Here is a 19,522-nt window from a genome sequence, read left to right as displayed (position 1 = left end):
AGCCTCAGTCGCCCAGCGCGGTCAGCAGGCGGGCCAGCTCCGCGCGGTCGGACTCCGAGAGCCGGCCGAAGAGCTCGCGGTTGTCGGCGTCGCGCGCGGCGGCCACCTCCCGCTGCACCGACCGGCCCTGCTCGGTCACCCGGAGGACGACGGCGCGGCGGTCGGCGGGGTCGGCGGTCCGTTCGACCAGTCCCCGTGCCTGCAGCGCGTCGGCCACCTCGGTCGCCGACCGGGGCGCGATGTGCAGCTCCTCGGCGAGCTCCGACAGCCGGATGCCCTCACGGCCGCCGACCACCCGCAGCGCCCGTGCGTGGTGCGGCGACAGGTCCCAGGGGGCCAGCGACTCCCGCCAGCGCCGGCGCTGGGCGCGCGCGGCCCGCATGAGGAGCTCGCCCAGGGCGGCGGAGTCGGACACCGGGGAATGGTAGCGAGAACGCAGCGGTTACCGGAACGTGAGGTAGCCTCAGCATTCTTCGGTTCCAGGAGGTGGTCGTCGTCGACGACATCCAGATGCAGGGAGGGGGCGGCCGCGGAGGTCGCACCCGGGATCCCGCCGACCGGGCGCAGCTCGAACGCTCCCCGGTCCCGCTGCGCCGCGTGACGGCGCTGTTCCGCCCCTACCGCGCGCAGGTCGCGACGGTGGTGGCGCTGATCGTCGCCTCGTCCACCGTGGCCCTGGCGACACCGTTCCTCGTCCGGCTGGTGATCGACGAGGCGCTCCCCGACCAGGACGTCCGGCTGCTGGCCTGGGCCGTCGCCGGCATGGTCTCGGTCACCGTGCTCACCGCCGTCCTCGGCGTCGTCCAGACCTGGCTGTCGACCACCGTCGGCCAGCGCGTCATGCACGGCCTGCGGACGGCGGTCTTCGGCCACCTGCAGCGCCAGTCGCTCGGGTTCTTCACCCGCACGCGCGGCGGCGAGGTCCAGTCGCGGCTGATGAACGACATCGGCGGCATGCAGTCGGTCGTGACGTCGACGGCGACCTCGCTGGCGTCGAACGCCACGACCGTCGTCGGCACCGTCGTCGCGATGGTGGCGCTGTCCTGGCGGCTGTCGCTGCTCTCCCTCGTCGTCCTCCCGCCGGCGATCGTGCTGACCCGCCGGGTCGCCCGCATGCGGCGCGCCGTCACGGCGCAGCGGCAGCGGTCGCTGGCCGACCTGCACGGGCAGGTGGAGGAGGGGCTGTCGGTCAGCGGCGTGCTGCTGGGCAAGACGCTCGGCGCGGGCCCGGCCCAGTCGCGGCGGTTCGCCACCACGTCGGAGGACCTCGTCGCGTTGGAGGTCCGCTCCCAGCTGGCCGGCCGCTGGCGGATGGCGACGATGAGCATCGTCTTCGCCGGCATCCCGGCGCTGATCTACCTGTTCGCCGGCCTCCCGGCGACCTCGGGCGGGATGACGATCGGCACCCTGGTCGCCTTCACCACCCTGCAGGGCGCGCTGTTCCGCCCGCTGATGCAGCTGCTCGACGTCGGGGTGTCGGTGACCAGTTCGATGGCGCTGTTCAGTCGCGTCTTCGAGTACCTGGACCTGCCCGTGGAGATCGACGACCCGGCGCGGCCCGTCGAGCTCGACCCCGCCGTCGTCCGTGGGGAGCTGCGCTTCGAGCACGTCGGCTTCACCTACCCCGACGGCGCCCGGCCGGCCCTCGACGACGTCGACCTGACCGTGCCGGCCGGCAGCACCCTCGCACTGGTGGGCGAGACCGGCTCCGGCAAGAGCACCCTGGCCTCCCTGGTCGCCCGGCTGGCCGACCCGACCAGCGGCCGGGTGACCCTCGACGGCGTCGACCTGCGCGACCTGCGGCTGGCCACCCTCGCCGAGGTGGTGGGCGTCGTGGCTCAGGAGACCTACCTGCTGCACACGACCGTCCGCGAGAACCTGCGGCACGCGAAGCCGGAGGCCACCGACGCCGAGATCGAGACCGCGGCCCGGCGGGCCCAGGTGCACGACGTGATCGCCGCGCTCCCGGCCGGCTACGACACCGTGGTCGGTGCCCGCGGGTACCGGTTCTCCGGCGGGGAGAAGCAGCGGCTCGCCATCGCCCGCACCCTGCTCCGGGACCCGCGGGTGCTGGTGCTCGACGAGGCCACGAGCGCGCTCGACACCCGGACGGAGCGCGCGGTGCAGGTGGCGCTCGACGAGGCCCGCCGCGGCCGGACGACGATCACCATCGCCCACCGCCTGTCCACCGTGCGGGACGCCGACCGGATCGTCGTCCTCGACGGCGGGCGGGTGGCCGAGACCGGCACGCACGCCGAACTGGTCGCCCGTGGCGGGAGGTACGCCGACCTCGTCGCCGTCGGCGAGCGCGAGGCGGTGCTGGCGGCCTGAGGACTTTCGCGCGCGAAACGCCCCTAGGTCAGCTCGACGGCCTTCAGCCGGACGCCGCGGAAGGCGGCCAGGCGTTCGGCCTGCTCCTCGACGGCGCTGCGCAGGGACGCCGTCGCAGGTATCCACAGCTCGACCGCGACGGTCAGCGACGACCCGGCCTTGCGCGGGCGCCACACCCCGGCGATCGCACCGCCGGACAGCACCGCCCCGGGCCGGCCCAGCACCGGGAACAGCGCCTTCCGGTGCTCCGGGTCGGGGGCGATCAGCTCGCGGTCGCGGCCCTGGAGGAGGAGGTCGAACGGCCCGAGCAGGCGGGTGACCGCGGGCGGTCCGCCGTCCAGGGTGTCCGGGGCGAGCGTCCAGCGGCGCTCGCCGTCGACGTCCACCTCGACGGCGTCGGTGGGCCAGTGCGCCTTGACCTCCTTGACCGGTCCGTCGAGGTAGCCGGCGACGTGCTGCGGCGTCGCCGGGCCGAGGAGCCGCAGGTAGGCGCGGACGACGTCGAACCGCTCGGGGACCTCCGCGGCCGGGACCAGACCGGGCACCGGCTGGAGCACCGGCGGGGAGGTGCCCGGCTGCAGCTCCAGCCCGGCCCGCAGCGCCGCCAGCCGGAAGGTCTGCTCGTAGGCGTGGATCGCGTCGCAGGGCCGGCAGTAGCGCAGGTAGGGCTCCGGGAGCACCTCGCGGAGGCGGCCGGACATCTCGCCCTTGACCATCGGCCCGTCGACGATCGAGCGCATCGCCGCGGCCACCGTGTCCAGACCGGTCAGCACCGGGATGCCCGCGGCCTTGAGCTGCTTGGCCGCGTCGAACACCCGCTTGGCGGCGTCGGCCTCCGACAGGGGCGCCGTCGCGGCGGCCACCGCCGGAAGGTCGGCCCGCCGGTAGAGGTGCGGGGCGCCGCGGACCGTCCAGACGGTCGCCAGCTCACCGGGCTCCGGGTGCACCCCGCGCAGGGCGAGCGCCCACAGCCCGCCGTCGGTGCCGGTGTCCTGGACGCCGATGTCGAGGACGGCGGTGTCGCCGGCCGTCCCGGCGTCCCGGTCCAGCTGCTGGGCGCGGACGCGGGCGCCGAGGACCTGGCCGGCGGTCGCGGAGAGCGTCATGCCGGAGACGGTAGGGGGGAACGGTGTCAGGTCGTGGCCGGGTTCGGGCCCCTACCCTCAGCCGGGTGCCGGAGCTCCGGATCGCGTTCCGCCCGCTGGAGCGTGCCGACCTGCCGCTGCTGGGCCGGTGGCTGGCCGAGCCGCTGGTCGCGCGGTGGTGGGCCCACGACCCCTCGCCCGAGGCGGTGGAGGCCGACTTCGGGCCGGTGCTGGATGGCGCCGATCCCACCGAGATCGAGCTGGCCTGCGCCGGCGGGCGGCCCTTCGGCCTGCTGCAGCGCTACACCTTCGCGGACAACCCGGAGTACGGGGTGGAGCTCGCGCCGGTGTTCGGGGTGCCCGAGGGGGCGCTGAGCATCGACTACCTGATCGGTGAGCCCTCGATGCGCGGCCGGGGTGCCGGTGCCGCGGCGATCGCGGCGTTCGTGGCGGAGGGCTGGGCGCGGTACCCGGCCGCGGCCGACGTCGTCGTCCCCGTGGCGCTGGGCAACGTCGCCTCGTGGCGGGCCCTGGAACGGGCCGGCTTCACCCGTCTCGCCGAGGGGCCTCTGACGCCGGACAACCCGGTCGACCCGCCCGACCACGTCGTCTACCGCATCGGCCGGCCGGCCTAGACGGAGGCGGGCGAACCGACGGGCGAGAACAGCCCGGGGGTGGACACCCCGGCCGGCGCCAGGGCCTCCACCGGGCCGGGACGGCCGAAGTGCCAGCCCTGTCCGAGGTCCACCCCGAGGGCGAGCAGCGTGCCGGCGTCGTCCGCGGTCTCGATCCCCTCGGCGACGAGCGTCGCGCCGCACCCGTGGCCGAAGGTGACCAGCGACGAGACGAGGGTGCGCAGCACGGGGTCGGTGCCCACGCCGGCGACGATGCTCCGGTCGAGCTTCAGCACGTCGGGGGAGGTCAGGACGATGTGCCGCAGGGACGAGAACCCGGCGCCGACGTCGTCGATCGCCAGCCGCAGGCCCGCGGCCCGGAACGGCAGCAGGGCCGACGTCAGGTCGTCGTAGCTCTCCACCTGGTCGTGCTCGGAGAGCTCGAGCAGCACGCGCGACAGCGGCAGGGTCGCCAGCAGGTCGGCGAACGGCCGGGTCAGCAGGGTGGCGGGGGAGACGTTCATGGCGACGTAGCCGCCGACCCGGTCCAGGTGCGCCGCGGCGCCCTGCAGCGCCAGGATCTCCAGCTCGTGGCCGCGGCCGACGCTGTGCGCCTCGGCGAAGACGACGTCGGGGGCCTTCTCCCACTGGGCGGGGAAGCGGCTGAGGGCCTCGGCGCCGACGCGGGCGCCGGTGGCGAGGTCGACGATCGGCTGCAGGACGACGGTCGGCCCGCCGTCGGCCACGATCGGGTCGAGGCGGGCGTCGATCTCGCTGCGCCGCTCCTGGTCGCGCAGCTCGGGCTCGACGATCACGGCCGCGGCCCCGGCGAGGACGTCCATGAGCGCGCGGTCGCGCTTGCCGAGCTCGGGGTCGGACGTGAAGCCGAACGCGCAGAAGGTGCCGTACAGGCTGCCGTCGCTGAGCCGGACGGGAGCGGAGACGTAGCTGCGGATGCGGGGGATGCGCGCCGAGGGCAGCGACATCGCCAGCGGGGAGTCCTTCACGTCCGGGATCACCGCGGGCAGCCGGCCGTCGAGGATCGCCTGGCAGAACGAGGTCTCCTGGACCACGCGGGCGCCCTCGTGGACGAGCACCGACGCCGGGCGGGAAGCCTCCACGACCTCCAGGTGCTGGGTGGTCCCGTCCAACCGGCTGAGGAAGGCGACGCTCATGCCGAGCGCGCTGCGGGCCGTGCCGAGCAGCTCGGCGATCTGCTGGTCTGCGGCCGAACGCTGACGACGCACGGGGTGTCCCTTCCGGAGGTGGTCCCCCTCCATCGGCAGCCCCCGGCCGGCTACTGAGCGGTGCTCACCCGGATGGGCCACCCCGGCGGCCGCCTGTCACAGTGCTCAGTTGGCGGCAGCAACCAGTCGGGCGGGGTGAGCAGCGTGGACGAGCGGGACGGTCGCACGTCGCACCGGGTGACCTTCCTCGTCCTGGCGGCGGGGCTGTGCACCTACTCGCTGCTGCAGTCGATGGTGATCCCGGTGCTGCCGGCGATCCAGGCCGAGCTGAACACGACCCAGGCCGACGTCACCTGGGTGCTGACGGCCAACCTGCTGGCCGCCGCCGTGGCCACGCCCATCGTGGGGCGGCTCGGCGACATGTTCGGCAAGCGCCGGCTGTTCGTCACCGTGCTCCTGGTGCTGAGCCTCGGCTGCCTGCTGTCCGCGCTGGCCGGCGCGATGCCCCTGATGATCGTCGGCCGCGCGCTGCAGGGGATCGGCGGTGGTGTCATCCCGCTCGGCTACAGCATCCTGCGCGACGAGTTCCCCGACGCGAGCGTGGCCACCGCCATCGGTGCGCTGTCGTCCCTCATCGCGGTCGGCTCGGGCTCCGGCCTGGTGATCGCCGGCCCCATCGACTCCGCGCTCGGCCTGGACTGGCTGTTCTGGCTGCCCATGGGCGTTGGCGTGGTCGCGGCGACCATCGCCCACCGGGTCATCCCCGAGTCGCGGGTGCGCACCCCGGGCCGGGTCAACGTCCCGGCCGCGCTGCTGCTGTCGGGCTGGCTGGTCTGCGTGCTGCTCGGGGTGAGCCGGGCCACCGCGTGGGGGTGGGGGTCGCCGCGGGTGCTGGGCCTCCTGGCGGCCGGAGCGCTGATGCTCGGCGGCTGGATCGCCGTGGAGACCCGGTCGGCGCAGCCGCTCATCGACATGCGGATGATGCGGCTGCGCGCGGTCTGGACGGCGAACCTCATCGCCTTCCTCGTCGGGCTGACGATCTTCGCCGCGTTCGCGTTCATCCCCCAGTTCATGCAGACGCCGCCCTCGGCCGGCTACGGCTTCGGCTCGACGATCAGCCAGGTCGGGCTCGCGCTGCTGCCGCAGACCGCGGCCGGCTTCTGCGCGGGCCTGGCCGCCGGCCGGCTGGGACGCCGGTTCAGCTCCCGCAACATCGTCACCGCCGGCACGCTGCTGACCGCCCTGGCCTACGCGGTGGTCACCGTGGCGCACGACGAGCACTGGCAGCTGGCGATCGCCTTCGTGCTGCTGGGCTTCGGCACCGGCACGACCCAGGCGGCGCTGGCCAACGTGGTCGTGACCTCCGTGCCCCGCGAGCAGACCGGCGCGGCGAGCGGGATGAACGCCAACATCCGCACCATCGGCGGCTCCATCGGCTCGGCCGTCATGGCCACCGTCGTCACCTCGACCGCGCCGCCCGGCGGCCTGCCGACGGAGGCCGGGTACACCACCGGCTTCCTGCTGCTCACCGTCGCCATGGTCGGGGCCACCCTGGCCACCCGGGTCATGCCCGACCCCCGGCGGGCCGCCCGCCGGGCCGCCGTGGCGGGTGCCGCGACGCCGTTGGCCCCGCTGCCGTCCGACTCCTAGGGACCGCGCCGCACGGGCGTACGTCACACCGTCGGCAGTGCGCCGTATCGAAAGGCGTCCCGTATCTTCGGTTGCGTTCAGCAACGAGAACGGAGGGCTGCCAGCATCGTGACCGCCGATCTCGCGCCGCCGCGCGCTCGTTACCAGGTGACCTACGCGGTCCTGGCCCTCGGCGTGGTCGCCTTCGTCCTCCAGCAGGGCCTGGTGGCGCCGGTGCTGTCCACGCTCCAGCGGGAGCTCGGCACCACGCAGGCCGACATCGCGTGGGTGTTGACCGCCAACTTCCTGGCCACCGCGGTGGCCACGCCGATCCTCGGCCGGCTCGGGGACATGGTCGGCAAGAAGCGCATCTTCGTCCTCGCGCTGGGTCTGGTCGCGCTCGGCAGCCTGCTCGCGGCGCTGGCGACGGCACTGCCGCTGATGATCGCGGCACGCTTGCTGCAGGGCTGCGGCGGCGGTGTGCTGCCGCTGGCCTTCGGCATGATCCGCGACGAGTTCCCGTCGCACCGCGTGCCCGGGGCGGTGGGCACCATCTCGTCCCTGATGGCGGTCGGCAGCGCGCTGGGCGTCGTCCTCGCCGGCCCGATCGTCGACACCCTGGGCTACCACGGGCTGTTCTGGGTCCCCCTGGTCCTCGTGGTGATCGCCGCCGTGGCCGCGCACTTCGTGATCCCGGAGTCCCGGTCGCGGCCCGGTGGCACCCTGAACCCCCTGGCGGCGGTGCTCCTCTCCGCGTGGCTGGTCTGCCTGCTGCTGGCGATCAGCCAGGCCCCGAAGTGGGGGTGGAGTTCGCCCACGGTGGTCGGGTTGCTGGTCGCCGCCGTCGTCCTGCTGGCCCTCTGGGTGACGGTCGAGTCGCGGGCCCGGCAGCCGCTGGTCGACATGCGGATGATGCGGGTCCGGGGCGTCTGGACGGCGAACGTGGTCGGGTTCCTGTTCGGGGCGGCCATGTACTCCGGGTTCGCCTTCATCCCGCAGTTCCTCCAGACCCCGGTGATCAGCGGCTACGGGCTCGGCGCGTCCATCACCGTGTCCGGGCTGGTGCTCCTGCCGCAGTCCGCCGCGTCCTTCTCCACGGGCCTCGCGTCGGGCCGGCTGGCGCGGCGCTTCGGCTCGAAGAACCTGCTCATGGCCGGCGCGCTGTCGACCGCGGTCGGCTTCGCGCTGATCGCGTTCGTCAACGACTCGCTCTGGGAGGTCAGCCTCATCTGCGTCCTCATGGGCATCGGGTTCGGCCTGGCCTTCTCGGCCATGGCCAACCTCGTGGTGGCGGCCGTGCCGCCGACCCAGACCGGCGTGGCCAGCGGCATGAACACCAACATCCGGACCATCGGCGGGTCGATCGGGACGGCGGTCCTCGCCGGGGTCGTCACCGCCGGCGCCACCGCGTCCGGGCTCCCGCAGGAGTCCGGTTACCAGGCTGCGTTCCTGCTGGCCTCCGGCGGGCTCCTGCTCGCCGCGGTCGCCGGCCTGCTCATCCCGGCGGTCCGGAGGGACCCGGTCACCCACGAGGAGCCCGCGGTCCCCGAGCGGCACCCCCAGGCCGCGGTCGTCGCCGGGGCGACCCTGGTGGGCGACGGCCGGGAGTAGCGCCCGGCGGCTCGCCCAGGGCCCGTACTGCTTGACGTAGCTGGATGCTGGATCCAGACTCAGCACTGTGCGCGAGAGAGTGGCCGAGGTGCTGATGCTGGTTGGAGAGCGCTGGGCGCTGCTCGTCGTGCGCGAGGTGTCCCTCGGGCTGCGGCGCTTCGACGAGCTCGAGGCGGCCACCGGGGCCTCGCGCACGGTGCTCTCCGACCGCCTCCGCCGGCTCACCGAGGCCGGGGTGCTCGCCACGCGGCCGTACCAGCTGCCCGGCAGCCGGGTGCGGTCGGAGTACGTGCTCACCGACGCCGGGTACGACCTGCTGCCGCTGCTCGCGGCGATGTCGGACTGGGGCGAACGGCACCTGGGCGCCACCACGCAGGCCGACGTCGTCTACCGGCACGGCGGCTGCGGCGGGCGGGTCACGGCCCGGCTGACCTGCGAGTGCGGGGCGCAGATCGCCCCGCGGGAACGGCTCGTCGCCCAGGTCAACCGCTGACCGGGCCCTCGTCGAACAGGGAGATCGCCATGGCCGACCTGGCCACCACCACCGACGCCACCTTCGCCGCCGACGTGCTCGCCAGCACCACGCCGGTGCTCGTCGAGTTCACCGCGGCCTGGTGCGGGCCCTGCCGGATGATCGCGCCGGTGCTGGGGCGCATCGCGGAGGAGCAGGCCGGCCGGATGGGCGTGCTCGCCCTCGACGTCGACGAGAACCCCGAGACCACCCGCCGCTACGGCGTGATGGGGATGCCGACCCTGGGCCTGTTCGTCGGCGGCGAGCTGGTCACGACCGTCGTCGGCGCCCGGCCGCAGGCGATGATCATGCAGGCACTCGAGCCGTACCTGGCCGCCACCGCGGCCTGAGGTCCCCACCTCCGGACGCTTGTGCTCTGCCCAGCATGCTGGGCAGAGCACGAGCATCGCCGGAGTGACTCCCGTCGCCTCCCGGAATGCCGGAGCCGGTGGGTGCGTCGGAACCAGGCGTGGACCTCTTCTCCCCCGTGACCCTGGGCGACCTCGAGCTGACGAACCGCGTGGCGATGGCCCCGCTGACCCGGATGCGTTCCGGCCCGCTCGGCATCCCCGGCGACGTCGTCGTCGAGCACTACGCCCAGCGCGCCGGCCTGGGCCTGATCGTCACCGAGGGGACCTACCCGGTGCACGAGTCGCAGGCCTTCGTCGGCCAGCCGGGGATCGTCACCGACGAGCAGGTCGCCGGCTGGCGCCGCGTCGCCGACGCCGTGCACGCCCGCGGCGGCCGCATCGTCCTGCAGGTCATGCACGGCGGGCGGGTCACCCACCCCGAGATCAACGGCGGCCGCCGGGTCGAGGCGCCGAGCGCGATCGCCATCGACGGCGAGGCGCGGACCGCCGCCGGCAAGCACGCCTACCCGGTGCCGCACGCCCTCACCACCGCCGAGGTGCGCGAGCGGGTGCAGACCTTCGTCGACGCCTCCCGCCGCGCGATCGAGGCCGGCCTGGACGGCGTCGAGCTGCACGGTGCCAACGGCTACCTGCTGCACGAGTTCCTCTCCCCGGCCTCGAATCGGCGCGAGGACGAGTACGGGGGCTCCCCGGAGAACCGGGCGCGCTTCGTCGTCGAGGTCGCGACCGCCGTCGCCGAGGCGGTCGGCGCGGGCCGGGTGGGCCTGCGGATCTCCCCGGAGCACGGCATCCAGGACGCGCTCGAGCCCGACCGCGACGACGTCCTCGCCACCTACGGGTACCTGATGGACCAGCTGCGCCCGCTGGGCCTGGCCTACCTCTCGGTGCTGCACCGCGAGCCGGCCGGCGACCTGGTGCAGGAGCTGCGCCGTCGCTTCGACGGACCGCTCATGGCCAACAGCGGCTTCGGGTCGATCACCACGCGCGAGGAGGCGACGGCGCTCGTCGACAGCGCCCACGCCGACGTCGTCGCCGTCGGGCGGGCCGTGATCGCCAACCCCGACCTCGTCGAGCGCTGGGCCGGGCAGCACCCGGAGAACGAGCAGCGGCCGCACCTCTACTACGCCGACGGCGCCGAGGGCTACACCGACTACCCGACGCTGCAGGCCGGCTGATCAGCTCAGCAGGCCGTCCTCGAGCCGCAGCACCCGGTCGGCCGACGCCACCACCGCCGGGTCGTGGCTGGCCACGAGCACCCCGGTGCCGGCCGCGCAGGCGGACCGGAGCACGCCGAGCACCGTGCCGGTGAGCTCCTCGTCGAGGTGGCCGGTCGGCTCGTCGGCCAGCACGAAGGCCGGGCGGACGACGAGGGCGCGGGCCAGCGCCGTCCGCTGCTGCTCGCCGAGCGACACCTCGGCGGGCAGCCGGTCGGCGAGGGAGTCCAGCCGGAGCGCCTCGAGGACGGCCGTCGCGGCCGCGGCCGGGTCCTCGTGGCCGGCCAGCCGGGCGGGCAGGACCACGTTGCCCTCGACGGTCAGCTCCTCCAGCAGGCCGAACTGCTGGGGGACGACGGCGACGGTCGTCCACGGCGCGTCCTGCGGAACGAGCACCCCGGGCACGTCGACGGTGCCGGCGTCGGGCCGCTCCCAGCCGAGCAGGCAGTTGAGCAGCGTCGACTTGCCGGATCCCGAGCGGCCCAGCAGCGCCACCAGCTCGCCCGGCGCCACCTCGAGCGACACCCCGCGCAGGGCGTGCACGTCCTCGCGGCCACGGCGGTAGGACTTCACCAGGCCCACGCCCTGCAGTGCGCTCACGACCCGGGCTCCCGCAGCACGACGCCGTCCTCGGTGATCTCCAGCAGCGCGCGCCGCTCGGGGAAGAGGGCGAGCGCGTCCGCCGGCAGCTGCACCCGGCCGTCGCCGTCGATCACCGCCAGCCGGCGGCCGGCCACCTCCTCGTGCGCGACCGTCCCCGAGCGCAGGTGCACCACCCGGTCGGCCGCGGCGGCGGCGAGCGCGTCGTGGGTGGCCAGCACGACCGTCGTCCCGGCGTCGGCCAGGCCGCGCACGGCCGCCATCAGGTCGGTGGTCGTCCGGCTGTCCAGCTCGCTGGTCGGCTCGTCGGCGACCAGGAGCGCGGGCCGGCCGGTCACCGCCTGGGCGAACGCCAGCCGCTGCTGCTCCCCGCCGGAGAGCTGCGCGGGCAGGTGGTCGGCGCGGTCGGCGAGGCCGAGGCGCTCCAGCAGCTCGGCGGCGTCGTCCCCGTTCGTGCCGCGCAGCCGTGCGGCGGCGGCCAGGTGCTCCCGGGCGGTCAGGTGCGGGGCCAGGTTCTGCGCCGGGCGGGCGAAGACGTAGCCGATCGACCGGCGGCGCAGCGCCCGCAGGCGGCGGGTGGACAGGCCGGTGAGCGACTGCCCGGCGACCTCGGCGAGGCCCGCGGTCGGCCGGTCCTGCGCGGCCAGGATGCGCAGCAGGGAGCTCTTCCCCGAGCCGGACGGGCCGGTGATCGCGGTGACCCGGCCGGCCGGGACGACGACGTCCACGCCCTTGAGCGCGTGCACCTCACCGCTGGGCGAGGAGTAGATGCGGACCAGTCCCTCACAGACGGCCGCCGGGGCCTCATGTGGCATCGCGCATCACCCGCCCGCCGTCGGCCTGCCGCGCGGCGCGGCCGGTCAGGAGCGCCCCCGCGACGGTGGCGAGGACGGCGCCCGCGACGACGGCGACCAGGCTCCCCCAGGGCACCGCGACCACGGGACCGGGCAGCACGTCGGGCACCGGGTCGAGCAGGTCCACCAGCAGCACCGAGACCGGCAGGGCCACGGCGATCGCGAGGAGCGCGCCGAGGCCGGCGAGCAGACCGGTCTCCAGCGCCGCTGCGGTGCGCTGGGACGCCGTCCCGACGCCCATCCGGGTGAGCAGCACGGAGGCGGCGGCCCGGCGGCGCTGCTGGGCGGCTGCCTGCAGCGCCAGGCCGGTGAGGCCGAGCAGCCCGGCGAGGGCCGCGACCGCGCGGAGGTGACCGAAGGACCACGCGCGGGCGCTGAGCTCGGGCCGGACGGCGAAGTCCCCGGCGGTGACGACCTGGTCGGGGTCGAACGCCCAGCCGGCGGCGGTGAGCGCGCCGAGCAGCGGAGCGGCCTCCCCGCGGGCCCACAGCTCCTGGTCCAGGAAGGTCTCCGGGTCGCGGCCGGTGGCGCGGATGGCGGCCGCGAAACCGTCCTGGTCGGCGACGAGGAGCGGGCCGTCGGTCTGCCCCGGGAAGGCCGACACCCGACCCACCACCTCGACCGGCACGGCGTAGACACGGGCGAACTCGGCCACGAGCTCGTCGCCGAGGTCCTCGGGGAACGGCCCGGCGAGCAGGACCGGTACCCGGTCGCCCCGGAAGTCGCCCAGCGCGGCGGCGAGCTCCTCCAGCGAGCGGTCGGCCAGCTGCGGGTCCCAGCGGACCACACCGGTCAGGTCGTCGGGCCGCACGGCCAGCACGTCGACCTCGCGCCCGCCCGGCACCAGGGTGAGGGGTCCGGTCGTGCGCTCCACGACCGTCGTCCCCTCCGGCGCCGGTCCCGCCTCGGGGACCCGGCGCAGCAACGGCACGACGACGTCGCTGGCCGCGGCGACCGCGGCCTTCGCGTCGACGGTGCGGGCCGCGGAGTCGGCGAGGGTGCCGGCCTGGACGACGAGCCCGAGCGCCAGGGCCGTGGTGACGACGACGAGCCGGACGGCGCCGCGGCCGGCCGCGACGCGGGAGAGCGCCAGGAAGGGGGCGGGGGTCAGCCGGCCCAGGCGGGCGCGGCCGCGGCGGCCCAGCCGGGGCAGCAGGGCGGTGAGCGCGCCGGCCGCGACCACGGTGGCCAGGAGCGGGAGGACCAGCGGGAGCAGGTGCAGGTCGCCGTCGCCGTCGGTGTCCCCGGTCAGCACCAGCGCGGTGACGGCGACGGTGATGCCCGCGCTGACCGCCACCCACGGCACGGCGCGGCGGGGCCGGCGGCCGACGACGTCCATCCGGCCGACGGCCGCGGCGGTGACGACGCCGACGGTGGCGACCGCGAGCAGCGCGCCGCCGGCCAGCACGGCGACGGCCCGTACCGCGACGCCGTCCGGGAGGTGCGGGGAGGGGCCGAACGCGCGGACCAGGAGCCACCCCGCCGCGCCGCCGGCGGCCGTGCCGACGACCACCGGCAGCACCGCCTCGCGCAGGGCGGAGCCGGCCGCACGGGTGGGGGAGAGCCCGCGCACGAGCAGCGCCCGCAGCTCGCCCTCGCGCCGGCGGACGCGCTGCCCGGCCCAGGCGCCGACCAGGACCAGGGCCGCCAGCGACCCGCCGGCGCCGACGGCGGTCACGGGCGGGACGAGCAGCTCGACGGTGCGCTCGGCGGTCTGCAGGGCCTCGGGCAGCCGGGACCGTGGCGCGGGCGGCCCGATGCCGGCGGCCGCGGCGAGCCGGCCGACCGTTCCTGACGCGGAGGCCAGCCGCGACCGGAGCCGGTCGAGCTGGGCGGTGGCGGCGCGGGCCTCGTCGACGTCCAGGCCGTCGGGCAGCGGCAGGAACCACTCGAGGAACACGCTGCTCTCGAGCTGGTCGGCGGCCTCGAGGACGAGGGACCGGGGGGCGATCACCGCGACGGTCGGGTAGACGGGGTCGTCGAGGCCGCGGTAGCGGGGCTGGGTCAGGAGCGCGTCCTGCCCGGTCCAGTAGTCCGGCAGCTCCGCCGGGAGCTCGGCGTACACGCCCCCGATCGGCAGCTCCAGCGGTGCCCCGCCGGGGATCTCGGTGACCAGGACGTCGCCGGGGCCCAGTCCGGTGAGCTCGGCGAAGCGCTGCGGGACCAGGACGGCGTCGGCGCGGGCCTCGCCCGCGACCAGGTCGACGTTGTCCTCCGCGTCGGTGCGGGAGAACAGCAGGACCCGGTTGGCCCCCTCCGGCGTCGGCACGAAGAAGGTGTCGCGGACGCGGAGCAGCGCACGCGGCGCGTCCAGGCCGAGCTCGACGACGGTCGCGGTGACCGCGTCGTCGACGAGCGCGGCGCGGGTGGCCGAGGGCGGCTCGGGGTCGGTGGGATCGGTGATCGTCGTCGTCGCGTACGTGGTGCCCACGTCGACCGCCGCGGTCCGGGCCCGCTCGCGCTCCCAGCTGCCCTCCTCGGCGGTGCCGGTGAGCAGCGGGACGGAGACGGCGACGGCGGCGAGCACGGCGGCCAGCACGGCGAGGGCGAGTGCCTGGTCGCGGTGGGGGACGAGCGCGATCCGCAGCCGGCGCAGGGCGCGCCGCGGCCGAGAGCCGGAGGCGCGCATCCGCGGAACCTAGCCGGGCCGGTCCGCGGGATCCAGCACGAACAGGTCTCGGACGCTCCGGCAGTGCCCCCTGGGGAGGGGCACTGCCGGAGCGTCCGCCGGTCAGCTGTGCGCGGTGGCGAGCTCGCGCTCGGCATCGGCGTCGCGCCGCTCGAGGGCCGCACCCTCGATGTCGACGTCGGGCAGGGCGCGGTCCAGCCAGCGCGGGAGCCACCAGGCGCGGTCGCCGAGCAGCGTCATGACCGCCGGCACGATCGCCATCCGCACGACGAAGGCGTCGACCAGCACACCGAACGCCAGCGCGAAGCCGATGCTCTTGACGGTCGCGTCGTGGCCGAGGATGAACCCGCCGAACACCGAGCCCATGATCAGCGCCGCCGCCGTCACCACCCGGGCGCCGGAGCGGAAACCGCCGACCACCGCCTCCGTGGGCGCCGCGCCGTGCACGTGCTCCTCGCGCATCCGGCTGACGAGGAACACCTCGTAGTCCATCGCCAGGCCGAAGAGCAGCCCGATGAGCAGGATCGGCAGGAAGCTCAGCACCGGCCCGGTGGACTCGACCCCGAGCAGGTCGGCCAGCCAGCCCCACTGGAAGACGGCGACCAGCGCGCCGAAGGTGGCGGCGAGGCTGAGCAGGAAGCCGAGGGTCGCCTTGATCGGCACGAGGATCGACCGGAAGGCGAGCATCAGCAGCAGGAACGCCAGGCCGACGACGACGACGAGGAACACCGGCAGCGCGGCGCCGAGCTTCTCGGAGATGTCGATGCCGAGCGCGGTGTTGCCGGTGACGGCGAGCTCGGAGCCGGTGTCCCCGGTCAGGCCCTGGCGCAGATCGCGGATGTCGTGCACGAGGGACTCGGTGCCGGCCGCCGCGGGACCGTCCGCCGGGATGACGGAGACGATCGCGGTGTCGCCGGCCTCGTTGGGCTGCGGCGGGGCGACGGTCGCGACGCCGTCCAGCTCCCCGATGGCGGTGGCGGTGGCGGCGAAGGCGGCCTGCGGGTCGGGGGCGTCGGTGGCGTCGACGAGGACGGTCAGCGGCCCGTTGAACCCGGGGCCGAAGGCGCCGGCGAGGAGGTCGTAGGCCTGCCGCTGGGTGGTCTCCGCGCCGAGGTCGCCCTCGGTGGGCAGGCCCAGGCGCAGGTCGAGCGCGGGCAGGGCGATGACGCCCAGGCCGACCACGCCGGCGACCAGTACGGCGACCGGACGGCGGGTCACCCAGCGGGCCCAGCGGGTGCCGGCCGAGTCCCCGCTGGCCAGCGCGGCCTGGCGGCGGCGGAGTCCGGGGACCTTCCACCGGTCGAACCGGTTCCCGGCGAAGCCGAGCATGGCCGGGACGAGCGTGAGCGCGACCAGCACGGCGACGCCGACCATCCCGGCGGCGACCAGGCCCATGGTGGTCAGGAACGGGATGCCGACGACGGTGAGCCCGGCCAGCGCGATCATGACCGTCAGCCCGGCGAAGACCACCGCGCTGCCGGCGGTGCCGACCGCGCGCCCGGCGGACTCCCGGGGGTCCATGCCGGCGCGCAGCTGCTCCTTGTGCCGGACGGTGATGAAGAGGGCGTAGTCGATGCCGACGGCCAGCCCGATCATCAGCCCGAGCGTGGGCGCGGTGCTGGTCAGGTCGACGACGGCCGAGAGCGCGGTGACGCCCGCCATGCCGGCGGCGACGCCCATGAGCGCGGTCAGCAGGGGGAGTCCGGCGGCGAGCAGCGAGCCGAAGGTGATCGCGAGGACGACCAGCGCGACGAGGACGCCGATGGCCTCGGCCGCTCCCTGTGCCGCGACGGCCTGGGTGGCCTCGCCGCCGAACTCCACCTGCAGGCCGGCGTCCTCGGCGTCGTCGGCGACCGCGAGGAGCTGGGCGCGGGCGTCGTCGGTGATCTCGTCGACCTGAGCGTGGTAGCTGACGGTGGCGTAGGCAATCGAGCCGTCGGGCGAGACGCCCTGCCGCTGGAAGGGGTCGCTGACGGCGGCGACCTGGTCGGCGTCGGCCGCCCGGGCCAGCGCGTCGGTGATCGCGGCCGCGTACGGCGGGTCGGTGACCGCGCTGCCCTCGGGTGCGGCGAAGACGATGCGGGCCGAGGCGCCGGCCGCGCCGCTCTCCGGGAAGCGCTGGTCGAGCGTCTCGAGGGCGGTGACCGACTCGACGCCGGGGATGCTCAGCTGGGCGTCGGCGTCGCGGCCGAACGCTCCGGCCAGGCCGCCGAGCGCGACGAGGGCGAGGACCCAGGCCAAGAGGACGGTCCTGCGGCGGTGAAAGGCCCAGCGGCCGAGACGGTGCAGGAAGACGGCCACGGGAGTGCTCCAGGTGCTCGGGAAGTCGTGGGAGGCGACAGCGACGGCGCCTAGCCGATCGGCAAGGACTCTACTAGCCGAACGGCTAGGGATCGGATGACTCGCATCACGTCCGGATGCGTCTACGCTGCGCCGGTGACCAGCTCGCCTCCCGCGCTCTCCGCCGCCGCGCCGCCGTCGTCCGGCGGGCGTTCGGCGGGCGCGCAGCGGGTGCTCGACGCGACGCTCGACCTGTTCAGCGAGCACGGCTTCGAGGGCACGAGCCTGCAGGACATCGCCGACCGGCTCGGCGTCACCAAGGCCGCCGTCTACTACCACTTCCACACCAAGGACGAGCTGCTGCTGGCGCTGATCCAGCCGGCCTTCGACGACTTCCTCGCCCTGGTGGCCGAGGCGGAGAACCGGCAGGCGGGCTCGCGGGCCGGCCGGACGGTCGACCTCGGCGGCTACGTCGAGGTGCTGCTGCGCCACCGCCGGGTCACCGCGTGGCTGACCCGCGACGCCACGGCGATGACGCGGGCGGCGGTGCTGGAGCAGGCGACCCAGGTGCGCGAGCGGACCGAGGCGATGCTGGTCGGCCGGCACACCGACGCCCTGGGCGCGGTCTGGGGATCGGCGCTGATGCAGGCACTCCCCGGGGCGCTGCTGGCCGCTCCGGCCGACGCGTCGGACGAGTGGCTGCGCGAGGAGCTCACCGAGCTCGGGGCCCACCTGCTGGCCGGCTACCGGAAGGCGGTCCGGCGGCGGGAGGCGTGAGTGCCCCCGGGGGTGCGAAGACGACCCGCACGTCGAGGCCGCCGGCCGGGGGGGCGGAGAGGTGCAGGTCGGCACCGGCGTCGCGGCAGACCCGGGAGACGATGGCCAGGCCCAGCCCGCTGCCGGTCGGCTCCGCTCCGGCCGACACCCGCCCGACACCGCGGACGAACGGCTCGGTCAGCGTGCCGACCAGGTGCGGCGGGACGACCGGGCCGGTGTTGGTCACCCGCAGGTGCGCCCGGCCGTCGTCCGTCGTCCCGGTGGTGACGCAGACGTCCCCGCCGGGCCCGGTGTTGTGCCGGATCCCGTTGAGCACGAGGTTCGTGACCAGCTGCCGGACCAGCGGCTCCGCGCCGTCGAGGTCGCCCTCGCCCAGCTCGGTGCGGAGGTGCACCCCCGCCTCGACGGCGACGGGTGCCAGGTCGGCGACCACGGCGGCGGTGACCTCGGCCAGGTCGACCGGGGTGCGCGCCGGGGGGCGGCCCTGGTCGAGGGCGGCCAGCGCGAGCAGGGCCTCGACGGTCTCGGTCCCGCGCCGGTTGGTGCGGTCGAGCCGGTGCAGCAGCTGCGGCACGTCGACACCGGCGGGATCGGCGAGGGCGACGTCGAGCATCGAGCGCTCGACGGCGTAGGGGGTGCGCAGCTCGTGGGAGGCGTTGGCGGCGAAGCGGCGGTGCTCGTCGAGGGAGGCCTGCAGGCGGTCGAGCATCGTGTCGAGGGTGTCGGCGAGCTCGCGGAACTCGTCGCGCGGCCCGGTCATGCGCACCCGGTGGTCCAATGACCCGGCGGCGACCTGCTGGGTGACGCGGTGGATCCGACGCAGTGGCCGCAGCATGTGGCCGGCGAGCAGCCACCCGCCGACGAGGCCGATCACCGAGAGACCGGCCAGCACGGTCCAGGCCTTGGGCCACAGCGCCTCGACCAGGTCGTCGCGGTCCGGGACGAAGCCGGGCGGCGAGCCGTTGCCCGGCGCGAACCCCAGCTCGCCGGAGGGGATGAAGTGGAGGACGTAGAGGAGCAGGGCGAGGAAGGCGACGCCGGCGAGGAAGAGGAAGGCGGCGTAGCTGAGGGTCAGCCGCAGCCGTGCGCTCACCGCGGGGCCGTGCCGGCCGCGGCGTCCTCGGGCCGGGCGATCCGGTAGCCCGAGCCGGGCACGGTGGCGATCAGCCACGGCTCGCCCAGCCGCTTGCGCAGCGAGGAGATCGTGATGCGGACGGCGTTGGTGAAGGGGTCGGCGTTCTCGTCCCACGCCCGTTCCAGCAGCGACTCGGCGCTGACGACCCCGCCGCGGGCGGCGAGCAGGACCTCGAGGACGGCGAACTGCTTGCGGGTGAGACCGACGTACCGCCCGTCGCGGAAGACCTCGCGGCGGAACGGGTCGAGGCTGAGGCCGGCGAACTCGACGACCGGCGGGGTGCCGTCGGCCGGCCGGCGGGCCAGGGCGCGCAGTCGCACCACGAGCTCCCGCATCGCGAAGGGCTTGGTGAGGTAGTCGTCGGCGCCGAGCTCGAAGCCGGCCACCTTCTCCTCCAGCCGGTCGGCCGCGGTGAGCATGAGGATCCGGCAGGTCAGGCCGTCGGCGACGATCCGGCGGGCGACCTCGTCGCCGGAGGTGCCCGGCAGGTCGCGGTCGAGGACGACGACGTCGTAGGTGTTCACGGCCAGGTTCTCGAGGGCGCTGTCCCCGTCGTGGACCACGTCGGACGCGATCGCCTCCAGCCGCAGCCCGTCGCGGACGGCGTCGGCCAGGTAGGGCTCGTCCTCCGCGATCAGCACCCGCACGGGCCCAGGGTAGGGAGACGGGGATGTGCTCGGCGTATGCAGCGCGG

The 19,522-nt window shown here is 75.3% G+C and carries 17 protein-coding genes; 8 read left to right on the top strand and 9 right to left on the bottom strand.

The annotated features are described in order from the left end of the window. Positions 1-4: 4 nt before the first annotated feature. The gene (locus tag N555_RS0106000) at positions 5-415 is read right to left on the bottom strand and encodes a MarR family winged helix-turn-helix transcriptional regulator (protein WP_029430590.1); all 411 of its coding nucleotides are present in this window, start codon (positions 413-415) and stop codon (positions 5-7) included. 71 nt (positions 416-486) lie between these two features. On the opposite strand from N555_RS0106000, the gene N555_RS0105995 reads away from it, so the two are divergent. Further along, positions 487-2,331, top strand: a complete 1,845-nt coding sequence (locus N555_RS0105995) for an ABC transporter ATP-binding protein (protein ID WP_304412906.1) — start codon at positions 487-489, stop codon at positions 2,329-2,331. 23 nt (positions 2,332-2,354) lie between these two features. Here N555_RS0105995 and N555_RS0105990 read toward each other — a convergent pair whose 3' ends face one another. After that, entirely contained in the window at positions 2,355-3,437 is a 1,083-nt protein-coding gene (locus N555_RS0105990) for a winged helix DNA-binding domain-containing protein (protein ID WP_029430588.1), read from the bottom strand. Between the two features lie 65 nt (positions 3,438-3,502). On the opposite strand from N555_RS0105990, the gene N555_RS0105985 reads away from it, so the two are divergent. Continuing rightward, complete coding sequence (locus N555_RS0105985; RefSeq protein WP_029430587.1) at positions 3,503-4,051, top strand: GNAT family N-acetyltransferase; 549 nt, start codon at positions 3,503-3,505, stop codon at positions 4,049-4,051. On the opposite strand, the gene N555_RS0105980 is transcribed toward N555_RS0105985, so the two are convergent. Continuing rightward, a complete protein-coding gene (locus N555_RS0105980; protein WP_029430586.1) occupies positions 4,048-5,277 on the bottom strand; it encodes an EAL domain-containing protein in 1,230 nt (409 codons plus the stop codon). The genes N555_RS0105985 and N555_RS0105980 overlap by 4 nt on opposite strands. Before the next feature lie 144 nt (positions 5,278-5,421). On the opposite strand from N555_RS0105980, the gene N555_RS0105975 reads away from it, so the two are divergent. From N555_RS0105975 to N555_RS0105955, 5 genes are all read left to right on the top strand, one after another. After that, positions 5,422-6,867, top strand: a complete 1,446-nt coding sequence (locus tag N555_RS0105975; RefSeq protein WP_029430585.1) for an MFS transporter — start codon at positions 5,422-5,424, stop codon at positions 6,865-6,867. 108 nt (positions 6,868-6,975) lie between these two features. Beyond that, positions 6,976-8,457 carry an MFS transporter gene (locus N555_RS0105970; protein WP_034509042.1) on the top strand — a complete coding sequence of 494 codons (1,482 nt, stop codon included), beginning with the start codon at positions 6,976-6,978 and terminating at the stop codon, positions 8,455-8,457. Positions 8,458-8,524: 67 nt separating this feature from the next. Beyond that, positions 8,525-8,950, top strand: a complete 426-nt coding sequence (locus tag N555_RS0105965; protein ID WP_029430583.1) for a winged helix-turn-helix transcriptional regulator — start codon at positions 8,525-8,527, stop codon at positions 8,948-8,950. 29 nt (positions 8,951-8,979) lie between these two features. Continuing rightward, a complete protein-coding gene (locus N555_RS0105960; protein ID WP_029430582.1) occupies positions 8,980-9,318 on the top strand; it encodes a thioredoxin family protein in 339 nt (112 codons plus the stop codon). A 119-nt stretch (positions 9,319-9,437) separates the two neighbouring features. Then, the gene (locus tag N555_RS0105955; protein ID WP_029430581.1) at positions 9,438-10,514 is read left to right on the top strand and encodes an alkene reductase; all 1,077 of its coding nucleotides are present in this window, start codon (positions 9,438-9,440) and stop codon (positions 10,512-10,514) included. Here the strand turns inward: N555_RS0105955 and N555_RS0105950 are convergent, their stop codons facing one another. The 4 genes from N555_RS0105950 to N555_RS0105935 all read right to left on the bottom strand — a co-directional run bounded on the left by N555_RS0105950 (position 10,515) and on the right by N555_RS0105935 (position 16,937). After that, the gene (locus N555_RS0105950; RefSeq protein WP_029430580.1) at positions 10,515-11,153 is read right to left on the bottom strand and encodes an ABC transporter ATP-binding protein; all 639 of its coding nucleotides are present in this window, start codon (positions 11,151-11,153) and stop codon (positions 10,515-10,517) included. Further along, complete coding sequence (locus tag N555_RS25640; protein ID WP_081866020.1) at positions 11,150-11,968, bottom strand: ABC transporter ATP-binding protein; 819 nt, start codon at positions 11,966-11,968, stop codon at positions 11,150-11,152. The genes N555_RS0105950 and N555_RS25640 overlap by 4 nt, the downstream gene beginning before the upstream one ends. Next, positions 11,958-14,636: a hypothetical protein gene (locus tag N555_RS0105940; protein WP_029430578.1), complete on the bottom strand. Its 2,679-nt coding sequence runs from the start codon at positions 14,634-14,636 to the stop codon at positions 11,958-11,960. The genes N555_RS25640 and N555_RS0105940 overlap by 11 nt, the downstream gene beginning before the upstream one ends. 102 nt (positions 14,637-14,738) lie before the next feature. After that, on the bottom strand, positions 14,739-16,937 hold the full coding sequence (locus N555_RS0105935) for an MMPL family transporter (RefSeq protein WP_029430577.1): 2,199 nt from the start codon (positions 16,935-16,937) through the stop codon (positions 14,739-14,741). 135 nt (positions 16,938-17,072) lie between these two features. Between N555_RS0105935 and N555_RS26635 the strand changes: the two genes are divergently transcribed. Then, the gene (locus N555_RS26635) at positions 17,073-17,693 is read left to right on the top strand and encodes a TetR/AcrR family transcriptional regulator (RefSeq protein WP_051683786.1); all 621 of its coding nucleotides are present in this window, start codon (positions 17,073-17,075) and stop codon (positions 17,691-17,693) included. Here N555_RS26635 and N555_RS0105925 read toward each other — a convergent pair. After that, positions 17,629-18,786 carry a sensor histidine kinase gene (locus N555_RS0105925; RefSeq protein ID WP_034509097.1) on the bottom strand — a complete coding sequence of 386 codons (1,158 nt, stop codon included), beginning with the start codon at positions 18,784-18,786 and terminating at the stop codon, positions 17,629-17,631. The genes N555_RS26635 and N555_RS0105925 overlap by 65 nt on opposite strands. Beyond that, complete coding sequence (locus N555_RS0105920) at positions 18,783-19,475, bottom strand: response regulator transcription factor (RefSeq protein WP_029430575.1); 693 nt, start codon at positions 19,473-19,475, stop codon at positions 18,783-18,785. Before N555_RS0105920 ends, N555_RS0105925 begins: the two co-directional genes overlap by 4 nt. Positions 19,476-19,522 lie beyond the last annotated feature (47 nt).

The organism is Blastococcus sp. URHD0036 (genome assembly GCF_000701365.1).
GTDB lineage: Bacteria > Actinomycetota > Actinomycetes > Mycobacteriales > Geodermatophilaceae > Trujillonella.
Note: the sequence above shows the minus strand (reverse complement) of the source record. Positions and strands in the feature narration are given on the sequence as shown.

Coding starts and splice junctions, on each gene's coding strand:
- N555_RS0105990 (WP_029430588.1), bottom strand. CDS start 3,437: ATGACGCTCTCCGCGACCGCCGGCCAGGTCCTCGGCGCCCGCGTCCGC.
- N555_RS0105960 (WP_029430582.1), top strand. CDS start 8,980: ATGGCCGACCTGGCCACCACCACCGACGCCACCTTCGCCGCCGACGTG.
- N555_RS25640 (WP_081866020.1), bottom strand. CDS start 11,968: ATGCCACATGAGGCCCCGGCGGCCGTCTGTGAGGGACTGGTCCGCATC.
- N555_RS0105940 (WP_029430578.1), bottom strand. CDS start 14,636: ATGCGCGCCTCCGGCTCTCGGCCGCGGCGCGCCCTGCGCCGGCTGCGG.